Raw genomic sequence first — 15,366 nt, 5'->3', positions numbered from 1 at the left:
TCTCGCCTCCGGGCCCGCGCCGGGGCCGTGCGACACGCCGTGCCGCATGGCGCACGGCTCCGGCGCACACCGAGCACTCACATCTGGGACATTTTTCAATGCACAAGAAGAAAACGCTCATCGCGGCCGGCCTTCTCGCCGCCGCCGCGTTCACCCTCTCCGCCTGCGGTTCCGGCGACGACGCCGGCAAGCCGGTCGCGCAGGTCTCCATGGAGCCGGGCTCGGACAAGGCCGGGACCGTGCTCGACCAGCCGTTCGCAAAGCCGGACCTCGTCCTCACCGACACCCATGGCAAGAAGTACGACCTCAGGGCCGAGACCAAGGGCAAGCCCACGTTGATCTACTTCGGCTACACCCACTGCCCCGACGTCTGCCCGCTGACCATGAACAACCTCGCGGTCGCCAAGAAGGAGGTGGAGAAGAGCAAGGAGCTGACGCAGGCGCAGAAGGACTCACTGCGCATCGTGTTCGTCACCACCGACCCGGAGCGCGACACACCCACCGCGCTCAGCACCTGGCTGGGCGGCATCGATCCCGATGTCGTGGGCCTGACCGGCGACTTCGCCACCATCCAGGCCGGGGCCCGCAGCCTCGGCATCAGCATCGAGGCGCCGAAGAAGGAGAAGGACGGCAAGATCGTCTCCACCCACGGCACCCAGGTCATCGCGTTCTCGCCGAAGACCGACGGCGGCTATGTGGTGTACGGCGAGGACGCGACCGTCGACGACTACATCAAGGACCTCCCCAAGATCGTCAAGGGGGAGAACCCGTGAACCGCCGTCTCGGCTGCGCCGCCGCGGCGACAGCGGCGGGGCTGGTGCTCGCGGGCTGCGGCGGCTCCGCTTCGGCGCATCCCCAACTGAAGGTGACGGGCGCCTATATGCCGGCCCCGGTCTCCGGCGACTTGGCGGCCGGCTTCTTCACCGTCGCCAACTCGGGCGGCGAGGACACCCTCACCTCCGTCACCAGCGGCCTCGCCGCGGACGTCACGCTGCACTCCACCAAGGGCGGCGAGATGGAGGAGGAGAAGTCGTTCGCCGTGCCGGCCGACGGCAAGCTCGACTTCGCGAGCGGCGGCAACCACCTCATGTTCGAGAAGCTCACCCACAAGCCGAAGCTGGGCGAGAAGGTGTCCGTGCAACTGCACTTTGCCAAGTCCGGAACAGTCACGGTCGAGATGCCGGTGAAGTCGGCGACGTACAACCCGATGACCGGGCACTGAGAGAGGGATCACCGTGACGCAGGCCATCGCTTCCGACGGGCACGTCCCCGGGACCGTCCGCACGACGTTCCCGCGCACGCTGCGGACCAGGGCTGTCCGTGTGCTGCTGGCACTGCTGCTCGCCGTCGCGGGCGCGCTGTTCGGCGCTGCCGCCCCCGCCTCCGCGCACGCCGCGTTGCTCGGGAGCGACCCCGCGCAGGGAACAGTGGTCGACAAGGCGCCCACCCAGGTCACCCTCACCTTCTCCGAGAAGGTGGCGCTCTCCGACGGCTCGCTGCGGGTCCTCGACCCGAAGGGACAGCGCGTCGACACCGGCCAGGCGTCCAACCTGAGCGGCACGATGTACGGCGTGAAGCTGCACGCGGGGCTGGCCCGCGGCACCTACACGGTCACCTACCAGGTGGTGTCCGCGGACAGCCACCCCGTCTCCGGCGCCTTCACCTTCTCCATCGGCGCCCCGTCCGCGACCACGGTCGTCGCCTCCGGCCAGGGCGCGGGAGGCGGAGTGGTCGGGGGGCTCTACGGGTTCGCACGGTACGTGTCCTACGCCGGGTTCATCGTGATGATCGGCGGTGCGGCCTTCGTGCTGGCCTGCTGGCAGCGGGGCGCCGGCGTGCGGGCGGTTCAGCGGCTCGTGGTCTCCGGATGGGTGGCGCTCACCTCCGCCACGCTCGCGCTGCTGCTCCTGCGCGGTTCGTACACGGGGTCGGGGAAGGTCGCGGACATCTTCGACCTCTCCCTGGTCGGCCCGGTGTTGCAGACGAAGGCGGGAGCGGCCCTGGTCTCCCGGCTGCTGCTGCTCGCGGCGGGCGCGCTGTTCATCGCGGTGCTCTTCGGGGCGTATGTGAAACGGGACGCCGACGGTGAGGAGGACGGGTCCGGTGTGCTCGGCAACGAGAAGAGCACACCGGGTGACGGCGCCTCGGACGGGGAGGACGCGGACCGGGCGGCGGAGAAGAAGGACTTGACCTTCGGGCTCGCCGTCGGCGGGACGGTCGTCGCGGCGGGGCTCGCGGCGACCTGGGCGATGGCCGAGCATGCCTCGACCGGCATCCAGACCGGGCTCGCCATGCCGGTGGACATTCTGCATCTGCTGGCGGTCGCCGTCTGGCTCGGCGGACTCGCGTCGCTGCTCGTCGCCCTGTACTGGGCGCCGTCGATCGAGGCGGCGTCCGTACGGCGTTTTTCGCGGCTCGCCTTCGGGAGCGTCGCGACGCTCGCGGTGACCGGCGTCTACCAGTCGTGGCGTCAGCTCGGCTCGTGGTCGGCGCTGACCGGGACGGGCTACGGCCAACTGTTGCTCGTGAAGGTCGGTCTGGTCGCCGTCCTCGTCGGCCTCGCCTGGATCTCACGGCGCTGGACCGCCCAGCTGGCGGATGCGCCGGCCTCGGGGGTGACGGTACGGCGTACGACGTCGAAGAAGCGGTCGCCCGTGGCGGCCAAAGCGTCGGCCAATGGTCGCGTGTCCGCCAAGGGCAGGGTTTCCAAGGCGGCTGCGGGCCGGAGCGGGGCCGCCCAGGAGGGCGGCTCCGCAGGCAAGGGGTCCGGAGCGTCCAAGCGGTCCGAGCGCGCCGCGCAGCTGGCCCGGCAGCAGGCCGCGATGGCCGCCGCCCGGGCCAAGCGGACCCGGGACTCCGACCCTGTCCGTTCGGGGCTGCGCCGCTCCGTGCTCGCCGAGGCGGCCGTGGCGATCGTCGTGCTCGCCGTCACCACCGCGCTGACGACCACCGAGCCGGGACGCACGGAGGAGGCGGCCAGCGCCGCCACCGCCTCCGCGACACAGCGGTCCGGACCCCTGTCGCTGAAGATGCCCTTCGACACGGGCGGCCAGGACGGCAAGGGAACCGTGCAGTTCACCCTCGACCCGGCCCGCGTCGGCGGAAACGAGATGCACCTCTACATGGTGCGTCCCGACGGCAAGCCCTTCGACGTCCCCGAAGTGAAGGTGGCCTTCACTCTCGAGTCCAAGAACATCGGCCCGCTGCCCGTCGCGGCCGACCACATCACCATCGGCCACTGGTCCGCGATCGGCGTGCAGATCCCCATGGCGGGCGACTGGAAGATCGCGGTGACCGTGCGGACGTCCGACATCGACCAAGTGACCGTCACCAAGAACGCGAAGATCGGCTGAGACACACCATGGCTGACCAGTCCACACCGGAAGCGCCCGCCGAGGCCGTTCCGCCCCAGAAGGGGAAGGCCGGTTCCGGCGGGAAGCGCGCCCTCGACAAGCCCGCTCCCGGCCCACGCGGCCCCGGGGATGCCGTGCCCGGCGACGCCCCCTCGCACGGGGTGATCTCGCGGCGGCGGCTCCTCGGCACGGCGGGTGCCACCGGGCTCGCGCTGGGTGCGGCGGGCGGGGCGGCCGGTTACGCCGCCGCACCGTCCGAGAAGGCCACGCCGCTGGCCTCGCTCGGCTCGGACCGGGCGATGTTTCACGGGAAACATCAGCCCGGCATCACCGAGGCCCTCCAGGCCCGCGGCCACCTCGTCACCTTCGACCTGGCCGCCGGCGCGGGGCGCCGGGAGGCCGCAGCTCTGCTGCGCCGCTGGTCGGCCACCGCGGAGCGGCTGATGGCGGGCGAGGCGGCCGACCACGGCGACACGGACGTCGCCCGGGACGCCGGCCCGTCCTCCCTGACGATCACCTTCGGCTTCGGGAACAGCTTCTTCTCCCGTACGGGACTGGAGAAACAGCGCCCCTCGGCCCTGGACCCGCTGCCCGACTTCTCCTCCGACCACCTCGACAAGTCCCGCAGCGACGGGGACCTGTGGGTCCAGATCGGAGCCAACGACGCGCTCGTCGCCTTCCATGCGCTGCGTGCGATCCAGAAGGACGCCGGCAGCGCGGCCCGGCTGCGCTGGCAGATGAACGGATTCAACCGCTCCCCGGGCGCGACCGCGCACCCCATGACGGCCCGCAATCTGATGGGCCAGATCGACGGCACACGCAATCCGAAGCCGACCGACGCGGACTTCGACCACCGGATCTTCCTGCCCTCGTCCGGCGACCCGGCATGGATGGCGAACGGCTCGTACGCCGTCGTGCGCCGGATCCGCATGCTCCTGGACGACTGGGAGAAGCTCTCGGTCAAGGCCCAGGAGGATGTCATCGGGCGCCGCAAGTCCGATGGGGCGCCGCTGAGCGGCGGTGGTGAGACGACCGAGATGGACCTGGAGAAAGCCGGCGCGGACGGCAATCCGGTCGTCCCCATGAACGCGCACGCGCGTATCACGCGGCCCGATCAGAACGGAGGCGCAGCGATGGTGCGGCGGCCGTTCTCCTACCACGACGGTTTCGGCCCGGACGGTGCGCCGGACGCGGGGCTGCTGTTCATCTGCTGGCAGGCGGACCCGCTGCGCGGCTTCGTCCCGGTGCAGCGCAAGCTCGACCGGGGGGACGCGCTCTCCCAGTTCATCCGTCACGAGGCGAGCGGCCTGTTCGCGGTGCCGGGCGGCGCCGCGCCAGGGGAGTACGTGGGCCAGCGGCTGCTCGAGGGGTGACCCGGCGCGGCGCTTCCTTCACGGCAGGGCGGCCTCGGCGGTCCGCGGGGCCTCCGGCCGCCTCACCCCGTCGGGAGGGTCCCCCGGGAGGGGCGGCCGTGTCACGACGGTGAGCCGGGTTCCGCCGCGGCCCATTAGGGTGAGGTCATGCCAGCCAGCTATGCGTATCTCGGTCCCGAGGGCACCTTCACCGAGGTCGCCCTGCGTACTCTGCCCGAGGCCGCGACCCGGGAGCTCGTCCCGATGGTGTCGGTCCCGGCGGCGCTCGACGCCGTCCGCAACGGCGAGGCCGAGGCCGCCTTCGTACCGATCGAGAACTCGGTGGAGGGCGGCATCACCACCACGCTCGACGAGCTGGTCGCGGGCGAGCCGCTGATGATCTACCGCGAGGTGCTGCTCTCGATCACCTTCGCGCTGCTGGTCCGGCCCGGTACGAGGCTCTCCGAGATCAAGACGGTCACCGCGCACCCGGCTGCCCAGCCGCAGGTGCGCAACTGGCTGAAGGCCAATCTCCCGGACGCCGTCTGGGAGTCGGCCGCGTCGAACGCAGACGGCGCCCGACTGGTCCAGGAGGGCCGCTACGACGCCGCGTTCGCGGGCGAGTTCGCCGCCGCACGCTATGGCCTCAAGGCCCTGGAGACCGGCATTCACGACGCGGAGAACGCCCAGACGCGGTTCGTGCTCGTCGGCCGGCCTGCGCGGCCGGCGGCGCCGACAGGCGCGGACAAGACGTCCGTCGTGCTGTGGCAGCGCGACGACCACCCCGGCGGGCTGCGGGATCTGCTCGGTGAGTTCGCCGTGCGGGGCGTCAACCTGATGCTGCTCCAGTCCCGCCCGACCGGTGCCGGCATCGGGAACTACTGCTTCTGCATCGATGCGGAAGGCCACATCTCGGATCGCCGGGTGGCCGAGGCGCTGATGGGACTCAAGCGGATCTGTCTGCAGGTGCGGTACCTCGGTTCGTACCCGCGCGCGGACATCAAACCGGACGACGTCCGGACCCCGCTGCCCGGGACGTCGGACGACGAGTTCATGACGGCGGCGGACTGGGTGGCGCGCTGTCAGGACGGCCGCTTCTAGACGGTCGGGACCAGGAGTTCGGTCCTACCTGCAGATTTTCGTTGTCCACAGAAGTTATCCACAGGTTGGCATCTCGATCTGGGGACAAGTCGACAGCGTGGCGTCCGTCAGTCGACAAATCTCTCTACGGATCGCCTTTCGTCCACCCGCGCGTCCGCAACAGTTGTCCACCTGTTTCTTTCGATCACCGCTTTCGAGTGACCTTTTTGAACCCAAAAGGGCAGCTCGTTCGGTTTTGGGCTGGGAATTCTCCTCGCTGGGCGGGCCATTCGGAATGATCACTTCCGAAATCCACAGATCTTCCGCACAGCCTGTGGATAACTCCATGGGGCTGTGGACACCTGTGGACAAGCGCACGCCAAATCCCATGCACCCCAAGGGAATCGAGTCAACGCTCCGCGACCGAAGTGCCCCTTTTGGGCGAGCGGCGCCCCTTTTCTTGACACACAGTGTAATTGACCAATAACGGGACATGACCTGCGGATCCGAATACAGAGTCGTGAGCCGTAACTCCGCACCGGTAGCCTTGAGGGGTGATTGACCTTCGCCTGCTCCGTGAGGACCCCGACCGTGTTCGCGCCTCCCAGCGCGCCCGTGGAGAGGACGTCGCGCTCGTCGACGCCCTGCTCTCTGCCGACGAACGGCGCAGGTCGTCCGGTGTCCGCTTCGACGAGCTCCGTTCCGAGCAGAAGTCGCTCGGCAAGCTGATCCCCAAGGCCTCCGCCGACGAGAAGGCCGAGCTGCTGGAGAAGGCGAGCCGGCTGGCCGCCGACGTCAAGGCGGCCGACGCCGAGCAGCACGAGGCCGACGAGGAGACCAAGCGGCTCCTGCTCCAGCTCGGCAACCTGGTGCACCCCGACGTCCCGGTCGGCGGCGAGGAGGACTTCGTCGTCCTGGAGACGCACGGCACCATCCGCGACTTCGGCGCCGAAGGCTTCGAGCCCAAGGACCACCTGGAGCTCGGCGAGGCGCTCGGCGCGATCGACGTGGAGCGCGGCGCGAAGGTCTCCGGCTCGCGCTTCTACTACCTGACGGGTGTCGGCGCCCTGCTGGAGCTGGCGCTCGTGAACGCGGCGATGGCGAAGGCCGTGGAGGCCGGGTTCACTCCGATGCTGACCCCCGCCTTGGTCCGCCCGCGTGCCATGGAGGGCACCGGCTTCCTCGGCCAGGCCGCGGAGAACGTGTACCACCTGGAGAAGGACGACTTCTACCTGGTCGGCACCTCCGAGGTCCCGCTCGCCGCGTACCACATGGACGAGATCGTGGACGCGGAGCAGCTACCGCTGCGCTACGCGGGCTTCTCGCCGTGCTTCCGCCGCGAGGCCGGCACGTACGGCAAGGACACGCGGGGCATCTTCCGCGTGCACCAGTTCGACAAGGTCGAGATGTTCTCGTACGTGGACCCCGAGGACGCCGAGAACGAGCACAAGCGGCTCCTGGAGTGGGAGAAGGAGTGGCTCGCCGCTCTTGAGCTGCCGTTCCAGGTGATCGACGTGGCGACGGGCGACCTGGGCGCGTCCGCCTCGCGTAAGTACGACTGCGAGGCCTGGATCCCCACCCAGGGCAAGTACCGCGAGCTGACCTCGACCTCCAACTGCGACAGCTTCCAGGCACGCCGGCTCTCGGTCCGTATGCGGGACGGCAAGAAGGTGCAGCCGCTCGCGACGCTGAACGGCACGCTGTGCGCCGTACCCCGCACGATCGTGGCCATCCTGGAGAACCACCAGCTGGCCGACGGCTCGGTACGGGTCCCGGAGATCCTGCGCCCGTACCTGGGCGGCCGGGAGCTGCTGGAGCCCGTGGGCAAGTGAGCACGGCAGAGGTCGCGGGTTTCCCCTACCAGCTGATAGCCACCGATCTCGACGGGACGCTGCTGCGCCCCGACGGGACGGTCTCGCAGCGCACGCGTGAGGCGCTCGCCGCGGCGGGCGCGGCGCATATCGTCGTCACCGGGCGCGCGGTGCCCTGGACGCGTCACATCCTCGATGACCTCGGCTACCGGGGCCTCGCGGTGTGCGGCCAGGGAGCGCAGGTGTACGACGCGGGAGAGCACCGGCTGCTGACGTCGGTGACGCTGGACCGGCGGATCGCGACCCTGGCGCTGGCGAAGATCGAGGCCGAGGTGGGCCCGCTGCTGCTGGCCGCCAGCCGGGACGGCCTGGACGGGGAGGTCCTGGTGAGCCCCGGGTACCGGGTCCATGAGGGGCCGCTTCCGTACCAGCCGATCAGGGACCCAGAAGACCTGTGGTCGGCGCCGCTGAACAAGGTGTACCTCCAGCACCCGAGGCTGGGCGACGACGAGCTGGCCGAGGCGGCGCGGCAGGCCGCGGGCGGCCTGGTCGGGGTGACCATGGCGGGCGAGGGGATCGTGGAGATCCTCCCCCTGGGCCTGACCAAGGCGACGGGACTGTCGCTGGCGGCGCGCCGCCTCAGGGTGACGGCCGCTGACACGATCGCCTTCGGCGACATGCCGAACGATGTCCCGATGTTCACCTGGGCGGCGCACGGCGTGGCCATGGCCAACGCGCACGAGGAGCTCAAGGCGGTCGCGGACGAGGTGACGCTGTCCAATGAAGAGGACGGCATAGCCGTGGTGCTGGAACGGTTGCTCGGATAGCGGGGGAACGCGAAGGCGTGCACGGCGTACGCCGACCGGAAACCCGATCCGAAACCCCATCTGCAACCCGGTCCGGGAACTTCGGCCAGGGAGAACCGTCTGGGGAACCTGCTCGGAAACCGGTCAGGGCAGCCGCTCGGAACCCGGCCAGGACCTTGGAACTTGTCTGGTCGCACTCATGACATCTCGCGGAGGATGCGCGGATCGAACGCGCGCGGGGACTGACCCCGACCACGGCTTAGCAAGCCGGTGCCTTGCCACTCGGCCAATCCTCCGGGTGGGCGGCCCGCGCGAACGTGTCGCGCGCTCGAAGCGGCCGCCCCGGGCAGCTCCCCGTGGGGGCGGGGCTCGACGGAGGGGTAACTACTCCGGAGCCCGCCGCGGGCCGCCCTGCGGGGAGCCCGGCGAACTGTCGTGCATGGACATCACCCGGCTCCTCTCCCAGAACGTGGCGCCGGATCGTCCGGCGTCGTGGACGTCATCACTGTGCCCGTCCGCCGGATCGGGCGCCACTGAATAAAACCCGCCGGCCGCAGGGCGTGCGGGGCCGCTACCGGCGCCGCCACTTACGACGGCGCGCCTTGCTGAAGAACCAGCCGGCGGGCGGCTGGTCGGAGCGCCACGGCTGGGGATCGGGCGCCTGGTCGCGCCACCGCGCGGCGAGCATCCGGGCGCGTCCCGAAGGCTCGGTGGTCGGCGCGGACCGTATGAAGTCCTCGTCGAACACGACACCGTCGAATATGTCTCCGGCCTCGCCCGCCCCGTTTCCGTCTGGTGCCTGCGCTGCCATCCCCGTTCCTTTCCACTGTGTATCCCCTTTGCCCAAGTGTGCCCGGGCAGGCGTGAAACCGCCGTCAAAAAAACCTTCGAACAAGGCAAGAACGACGGCGAGCAAGAACGGCGGCAGGAACGACCGCCGGAAGACGAGACGGCTCCGGTGAAGGCACGGCCGCTTTCGGGACGCACCTCCACCGGAGCTCGGCCCGGGGTTACTCCTCGCCCGTCAGCGTCAGCTTCCGCAGCTTCTGGCCCGCGTACCAGGTGGCGGCGACGGTCACCGCGATCAGCAGCGCCGTCGCGGTGGGCAGCCCCACGTCCGAGGTGACGAGGGAACTGTCGGAGACCTTGTGGGCCACGGCGAGCGCCCACTGCTGAACACTGAGCGTGCGCGCCCCGGAGACCAGCGAGCCGAAGAGTGCCTCCCAGACCAGCGCGTAGACCAGCCCGAAGACCACCGCGTGCCGGCTCACTGTGCCGAGCAGCAGGAACAGCGCGGCGTACGCGATGGAGGCGACCAGCGCGGCGACGGTGTACGCGACCGCGATCTGCTGTCCGTTGCCGTTCAGGATCATCCCGGCGACGAACGTCGGCAGCGCCGAGAACGCCATGGTGACGGCGATCGCCACGATCAGCTTGGTGAAGATGATCGTGGGCCGCTTCACCGGCTTGGCCAGCAGGTACACCACCGAGCCGTCGTCGATCTCCGGCCCGATCGCGCCGGTGCCGGCGATGACGCCGATGATCGGCACCATCGTGGTGAGCGCGAATCCGCCGAGGACGTCATGCGCCACCTGGTCGTCGGCGCCGGTCAGCGACCGGACGACCGCGGAGATCACGACGAGCAGCAGGGGCAGTGCGCCGAGGATGAGGGCCCGGCGGCGGCCGAGCAGGCCCCGGTAGGTGAGCCGGGCGACTGTGGGGTCGTACATCTTCGGCCTCCTACGCCGCGACCAGGTACGAGAAGACGGACTCGAGGGACTCGTCCGACGGTGACACGGTGAGCAGCCGGATGCCGTGATCACGGGCGACCCTCGGCAGCAGGGCCGTGAACCGGCCGAAGTCGACCGCCTGGATGCGCAGCGCACCCTCGGTGAGGTCGACCTCGATACCCGACGTCGACGGGTCGGCGATCAGCGCGGCCGCCAGCGCGCGATCGTCACTGGAACGCACCAGATAGCGGTGCGGGCGGTCGGTCATCAGGCGGCGGATCTTGCGGAAGTCGCCGCTCGCCGCGTGCCGTCCGGCGACGATCACCTCGATGTGCGAGGCGAGTTGCTCGACCTCTTCGAGGATGTGGGACGAGAACAGCACCGTGCGGCCCTCGGCACCCATGCGCTTCAGCAGCTCCATGAGCTGCATCCGCTGGCGCGGGTCCATGCCGTTGAACGGCTCGTCGAGCAGCAGCAGGGACGGATCGTGCACGAGGGCGGACGCCATCTTCACGCGCTGGCGCATGCCCTTGGAGTACGTCGAGATCTTCCGGTCCTGCGCGTACTCCATCTCCACCGTGGCGAGGGCCCGCGCGGCGGCCTTCGCGCCGAGGCCGTGCAACTCGGCGTTGGCGACGACGAATTCCTGGCCGGTGAGGAAGTCGTACATCGCCTCACGCTCGGGGACGATGCCGATGTGCCGGTAGATCTGCTCATTGCCCCACACGGGCTGTCCGTCGAGGGTGACGGTGCCGGTGGAGGGGGCGAGGAAGCCGCCCATCATGTTGATCAGGGTCGACTTTCCGGCGCCGTTCGGGCCGAGCAGGCCGGTCACCCCGGGGCCGACGTTCATGGTGACGTCGTTGACGGCGACCACGTTGCCGAACCAGCGCGAGACGTGGTCGATGGAGAGCGTGGTCACAGTCCGGCCTTTCGGTAGCGGCGCGTCAGCAGGCCGTAGCTGCCCGCGATGAGTCCGAGGACGACGAGGAGGAAGACGACGCCCTGCGCGGCCGAGGGTCCTTCCCCTCCGGGGTAGGAGGAGGTCGCCCCCAGGAAGGCCGTCTGCACGCCGTCGATGAGCGTGACGGGCGAGAACAGTCCCATCCAGACGATGGCGTCGGAGCCGGCCGACTGCACGTGCGCGATGGTTTGGATCGTGAAGACGGCCCCGTACGAGATGGTGAGCACGGCGATGACGGCCGCGATGCCGAACCCGCGCCGGGGGGTGGCCGCGGCGATGACCAGGCCGATGCCGGAGAACAGCAGGGAGAGCAGGGCCACGGAGACCAGTCCTTCCGCGAATCCCTTCGTCTGATGGCCGAAGTCCAGCTTGGCGAGCAGTGCGCCCACGTACAGGACGAGCAGCGGCGTGGCCGTCAGGATGAACATCGCCGAGGCCAGGGCCGCGTACTTGGCGCGCACGTAGTCGGCGGTCTCGATGGGCCGCGAGAAATACAGGGGCACGGTCTTGAAGCGCAGATCCCGGGAGACCGACTGGGGCGCCTGCGAGGCGACGTACAGGCCGATGAGAGCCTGCATGATGATCGCGTAGCGCGTGTACTCGACGGGCAGGTCCTTCGCCTTGGTGGCCACCGCGACCGCCACCATGATCAGGGCCGGTGCGCACATCACCACGAACAGCAGCATCGGCAGCACTTTGGACTTCACCGAGCGGCCGAGGCCGTAGGCGCCGCGCAGGGACTGCGAGTACAGCGAACGGCGCGCGTAGGCACGGCCCAGGCGCGGACCGTCGTACGTGCGGTAGCCGATGTTGTGGATCCGGGTCTGCTCGGCCTCACGGGCCGTGGGCTGCTCAACCGCCATGGCCGACCGCCTCCTTCCGCTGCTCGTCGCTGTCCTTGAAGACCTCGGCGATCTGGTGCCTGCGCTGCTCCATGCGGACCAGGCCGAGACCCAGCTCCGCGACGACGTCCCTGACCGTGTCGTACGTCTGCTCGCCCTCCGCGGTCAGCAGCAGGATGTGCCCGGCGCCCGGCAGACCGCTGCCCTCGTGGGTGGTCACCCCGCGCGCCAGGAGAGCGTCGCGGACCGCGCCGGTGCCGTCCGGGTGCTCGTCGGTGTCGGTGACCTCGACCGCGAGTGTCGTCGTGGTCTGGGTGAAGTCCCGGGTGGAGCTGGACCGCAGGAGCTTGCCGCCGTCGATGACGACGACGTGGTCGCAGGTGCGTTCCAGCTCGCCGAGCAGGTGGGAGGTGACCAGGACCGAGATGCCGAAGTCCGTGTGGACCCGGCGGATCAGGCCGAGCATCTCGTCGCGGCCGACCGGGTCGAGACCGTTGGTCGGCTCGTCCAGGAAGACCAGCTGCGGGTCGTGGACAAGGGCCTGAGCGAGCTTGACGCGCTGCTTCATGCCGGTCGAGTAGCCGCCGATGGGGCGATAGCGCTCCTCGTACAGACCGACGTGGCGCAGGGTGTCCGCGGTGCGCTCACGGGCGGCCGCCGGGGGCAGCCCGGACATCCGCGCCATGTGGACGACGAACTCGGTGGCCGACACGTCGGGCGGCAGGCAGTCGTGCTCCGGCATGTACCCGACGCGCTCACGGATGGCGCCGCCCTTGGTGGCGACATCGAGTCCGAGCACTTCGGCGCGGCCCTCGGTGGCGGGGGACAGACCCAGCAGGATCTTGATCAATGTGGACTTGCCGGCTCCATTGGCACCGACGAGCCCCGTCACACCGGGTCCGACGTCCACGGAGAGCCGGTCAAGCGCGGTCACCCTCGGGAACCGCTTGCTCAGGCTTTCGGTCGCGATCACAGTCACGTACCCGACGGTAGTGACACGCACCACGCCCGTCGTCAGACCCCAGAGCAGTATTCGTGTCCGACTCCAGTCGTACAGGTCCTTAGGGGTCACCCTGAGGTCGAACACCCACCGGGTTTTCCACAGGCCGAGACGGTGCTATTGACGACTTCTCTAACAACTGCGAGATTCGCCGGTGTCACGTTACGGGCACGTAGCGCAGTCGTCGCCGCTGCCGGGAGGCGGTGGCATGGCGAGGGCGATGCCGTGACAACGGAGGTGTCGGCCGAACGCCGCGCCGATCTGCGGGAGTTCCGAACGGTGCGGCGACTCGCGACCGAGTACGCGGAGGAGGAGTGCCTCATGGCCGGCCAGGGGTGGGTGGTGGGCAGGTGACGCTCGCAGGGGCGCGCGAACGCCGGGTGCGCACGGGCGGAATCGAGCTGTGCGTCGCGGAGTTGGGGGACCCGGGCCGGCCCACGGTCATGCTCGTGCACGGGTATCCGGACAGCAAGGAGGTGTGGTCGGAGGTGGCCACCCGCCTCGCCTGCCGTTTCCACGTCGTGCTGTACGACGTCCGGGGCCACGGCAGGTCGACGGCGCCGATGCCGCTGCGCGGCGGTTTCACGCTGGAGAAGCTGACGGACGACTTCCTGGCGGTCGCGGACGCCGTGAGCCCCGGCAGGCCGGTGCACCTCGTCGGGCACGACTGGGGTTCGGTGCAGTCCTGGGAGTTCGTCACGGTCAGGCGCACCGAGGGCCGGATCGCGTCCTTCACGTCGATGTCCGGACCGTCCCTGGATCACTTCGGGCACTGGATCAGGCAGCGGATGAGCCGTCCCACCCCGCGCCGGGTGGGCCAGCTGCTGGGTCAGGGGGCCAGGTCCTGGTACGTGTACCTGCTGCACACGCCCGTGCTCCCGGAACTGGCCTGGCGCGGCCCCCTGGGCAGACGCTGGCCGAGGATCCTGCAGCGAGCTGAGCGGCTGCCGGGCGGCGACTACCCCACCCCGTCGCTGCCCTCGGACGCCGCCCACGGCGCCTGGCTCTACCGCGACAACGTACGGTCCCGGCTGAGCCACCCCCGCACCGACGCCTACGCGCACGCGCCCGTGCAGCTCATCACCCCCCTCGGCGACGCGTTCCTGTCGGAGCGGCTCTACGACGAACTCGAGCGGTGGGCCCCGCAGCTCACCCGCCGCACATCGCCCGCGAAGCACTGGATCCCGCGCACACGGCCCGATCAAGTCGCCGGCTGGATCACGGACTTCGTGACCGCCGTCGAGAACGGACGGCCCGCGCCGGCGGCCCGCGGACGGTACGCGGACCGCTTCGGCGGGCAGCTGGTCCTGGTGACCGGAGCGGCCGGCGGCATCGGACGGGCCACCGCGCTCGCGTTCGCCGAGGCCGGCGCCCGAGTGGTGGCCGTCGACCGGGACGGGGAGGGCGCGGCCCGCACGGCCGGGCAGGCCCGGCAGGGCGGGGCGGCCGCGGCATGGGCCGAAACGGCCGACGTCTCCGACGAGCAGGCCATGGAGAAGCTCGCCGAGAAGGTCGCCACCGAGTACGGCGTGGTGGACGTGCTGGTGAACAACGCGGGGATCGGTCTGGCCGGCTCCTTCTTCGACACGACCGCGGACGACTGGCGCAAGGTCCTCGATGTCAACCTGTGGGGCGTCATCCACGGCTGCCGACTCTTCGGGAAGCAGATGGCCGACCGCGGGCAGGGCGGTCACATCGTCAACATCGCTTCTGCGGCCGCCTATTTGCCCTCCAAGACGCTTCCCGCGTACAGCACGTCCAAGGCGGCGGTCCTGATGCTCAGCGAGTGCCTGCGTGCGGAGCTCGCTGCACAGGGCATCGGGGTGTCGGCCATCTGCCCCGGGCTCGTCAACACCAACATCACATCGACCGCGCGGTTCACCGGCGTTGACGCGTCGGAGGAGAAGCGGCGGCAGGAGAGGGCGGCGCGCTGGTACGGGTTGCGGGGCTACCCACCGGAGAAGGTCGCCGACGCGGTCCTGCGCGCGGTCGTCCGCGACCTGGCCGTGGTTCCTGTGACTCCTGAGGCACGAGGTGCGCATCTGATGTCCCGCTTCACACCGAGGGCACTGCGCGCGTTCGGAAGGATGAACCTGCCTTTGTGAGCGCTCGGTTGGTCATGGGGTGGGCTGTTTCGCCTTTTTGGTCGTGATAATTGGGCTATTTGACCGGCTCTGACAGCAAATGGCTTACGGACGCCATATTTGACTACCCGTTTGCGGCGAGTTACCCGTCCTCTGCGTCTTGCGCTGTCCACTTCGGGAAGATCACCTGAGTCGACGGTGGGTGCGTGGGACAGTGACATCAGTCCATCCTTGTGGGGGCGATGATTGACGACTCATCAGTTCTTCAGCGCCCTACCGCCGCCTCCCGAACACCAGCGCACAAGCACCCGCAGGCTGCCCCACGTTGATCAGTGTGACCTCGC

The 15,366-nt window shown here is 69.8% G+C and carries 14 protein-coding genes and 1 tRNA gene; 9 read left to right on the top strand and 6 right to left on the bottom strand.

Annotated features, from left to right (window positions below):
• Window positions 1-98 precede the first annotated feature (98 nt).
• The 7 genes from ACQEXA_RS29105 to ACQEXA_RS29075 all read left to right on the top strand — a co-directional run bounded on the left by ACQEXA_RS29105 (window position 99) and on the right by ACQEXA_RS29075 (window position 8,423).
• Entirely contained in the window at window positions 99-773 is a 675-nt protein-coding gene (locus ACQEXA_RS29105; protein WP_432929987.1) for an SCO family protein, read from the top strand.
• A complete protein-coding gene (locus ACQEXA_RS29100) occupies window positions 770-1,222 on the top strand; it encodes a copper chaperone PCu(A)C (protein ID WP_432929989.1) in 453 nt (150 codons plus the stop codon). The genes ACQEXA_RS29105 and ACQEXA_RS29100 overlap by 4 nt, the downstream gene beginning before the upstream one ends.
• 79 nt (window positions 1,223-1,301) lie before the next feature.
• Window positions 1,302-3,353, top strand: a complete 2,052-nt coding sequence (locus ACQEXA_RS29095; protein WP_433134646.1) for a copper resistance CopC/CopD family protein — start codon at window positions 1,302-1,304, stop codon at window positions 3,351-3,353.
• Window positions 3,354-3,361: 8 nt separating this feature from the next.
• Entirely contained in the window at window positions 3,362-4,726 is a 1,365-nt protein-coding gene (efeB, locus tag ACQEXA_RS29090) for an iron uptake transporter deferrochelatase/peroxidase subunit (protein ID WP_432929991.1), read from the top strand.
• A gap of 147 nt (window positions 4,727-4,873) precedes the next feature.
• Window positions 4,874-5,806, top strand: a complete 933-nt coding sequence (gene pheA, locus ACQEXA_RS29085; RefSeq protein ID WP_432929993.1) for a prephenate dehydratase — start codon at window positions 4,874-4,876, stop codon at window positions 5,804-5,806.
• Window positions 5,807-6,339: 533 nt separating this feature from the next.
• Complete coding sequence (gene serS / locus ACQEXA_RS29080; RefSeq protein WP_432929995.1) at window positions 6,340-7,617, top strand: serine--tRNA ligase; 1,278 nt, start codon at window positions 6,340-6,342, stop codon at window positions 7,615-7,617.
• A complete protein-coding gene (locus ACQEXA_RS29075) occupies window positions 7,614-8,423 on the top strand; it encodes an HAD family hydrolase (RefSeq protein ID WP_432929997.1) in 810 nt (269 codons plus the stop codon). The genes serS and ACQEXA_RS29075 overlap by 4 nt, the downstream gene beginning before the upstream one ends.
• 189 nt (window positions 8,424-8,612) lie before the next feature.
• On the opposite strand, the gene ACQEXA_RS29070 is transcribed toward ACQEXA_RS29075, so the two are convergent.
• The 6 genes from ACQEXA_RS29070 to ACQEXA_RS29045 form a co-directional block, all read right to left on the bottom strand.
• Window positions 8,613-8,698: transfer RNA gene (locus ACQEXA_RS29070), tRNA-Ser, on the bottom strand.
• A 275-nt stretch (window positions 8,699-8,973) separates the two neighbouring features.
• The gene (locus ACQEXA_RS29065) at window positions 8,974-9,213 is read right to left on the bottom strand and encodes a hypothetical protein (RefSeq protein ID WP_432929999.1); all 240 of its coding nucleotides are present in this window, start codon (window positions 9,211-9,213) and stop codon (window positions 8,974-8,976) included.
• Between the two features lie 199 nt (window positions 9,214-9,412).
• Window positions 9,413-10,132, bottom strand: a complete 720-nt coding sequence (locus tag ACQEXA_RS29060) for an ABC transporter permease subunit (RefSeq protein ID WP_432930001.1) — start codon at window positions 10,130-10,132, stop codon at window positions 9,413-9,415.
• A 10-nt stretch (window positions 10,133-10,142) separates the two neighbouring features.
• On the bottom strand, window positions 10,143-11,054 hold the full coding sequence (locus tag ACQEXA_RS29055; protein WP_360990876.1) for an ABC transporter ATP-binding protein: 912 nt from the start codon (window positions 11,052-11,054) through the stop codon (window positions 10,143-10,145).
• Entirely contained in the window at window positions 11,051-11,959 is a 909-nt protein-coding gene (locus ACQEXA_RS29050; protein ID WP_432930004.1) for an ABC transporter permease, read from the bottom strand. The genes ACQEXA_RS29055 and ACQEXA_RS29050 overlap by 4 nt, the downstream gene beginning before the upstream one ends.
• Window positions 11,949-12,911 carry an ABC transporter ATP-binding protein gene (locus tag ACQEXA_RS29045; RefSeq protein WP_359390739.1) on the bottom strand — a complete coding sequence of 321 codons (963 nt, stop codon included), beginning with the start codon at window positions 12,909-12,911 and terminating at the stop codon, window positions 11,949-11,951. Before ACQEXA_RS29045 ends, ACQEXA_RS29050 begins: the two co-directional genes overlap by 11 nt.
• Window positions 12,912-13,163: 252 nt before the next feature.
• Here ACQEXA_RS29045 and ACQEXA_RS29040 point away from each other — a divergent pair, with 252 nt between their 5' ends.
• Entirely contained in the window at window positions 13,164-13,292 is a 129-nt protein-coding gene (locus tag ACQEXA_RS29040) for a hypothetical protein (RefSeq protein WP_432930006.1), read from the top strand.
• On the top strand, window positions 13,289-15,043 hold the full coding sequence (locus ACQEXA_RS29035; RefSeq protein WP_432930008.1) for an SDR family oxidoreductase: 1,755 nt from the start codon (window positions 13,289-13,291) through the stop codon (window positions 15,041-15,043). Before ACQEXA_RS29040 ends, ACQEXA_RS29035 begins: the two co-directional genes overlap by 4 nt.
• The last annotated feature ends 323 nt before the right edge of the window (window positions 15,044-15,366 follow it).

The organism is Streptomyces sp. CA-106110 (assembly GCF_050936285.1).
Lineage (GTDB): Bacteria > Actinomycetota > Actinomycetes > Streptomycetales > Streptomycetaceae > Streptomyces.
Note: the sequence above shows the minus strand (reverse complement) of the source record. Positions and strands in the feature narration are given on the sequence as shown.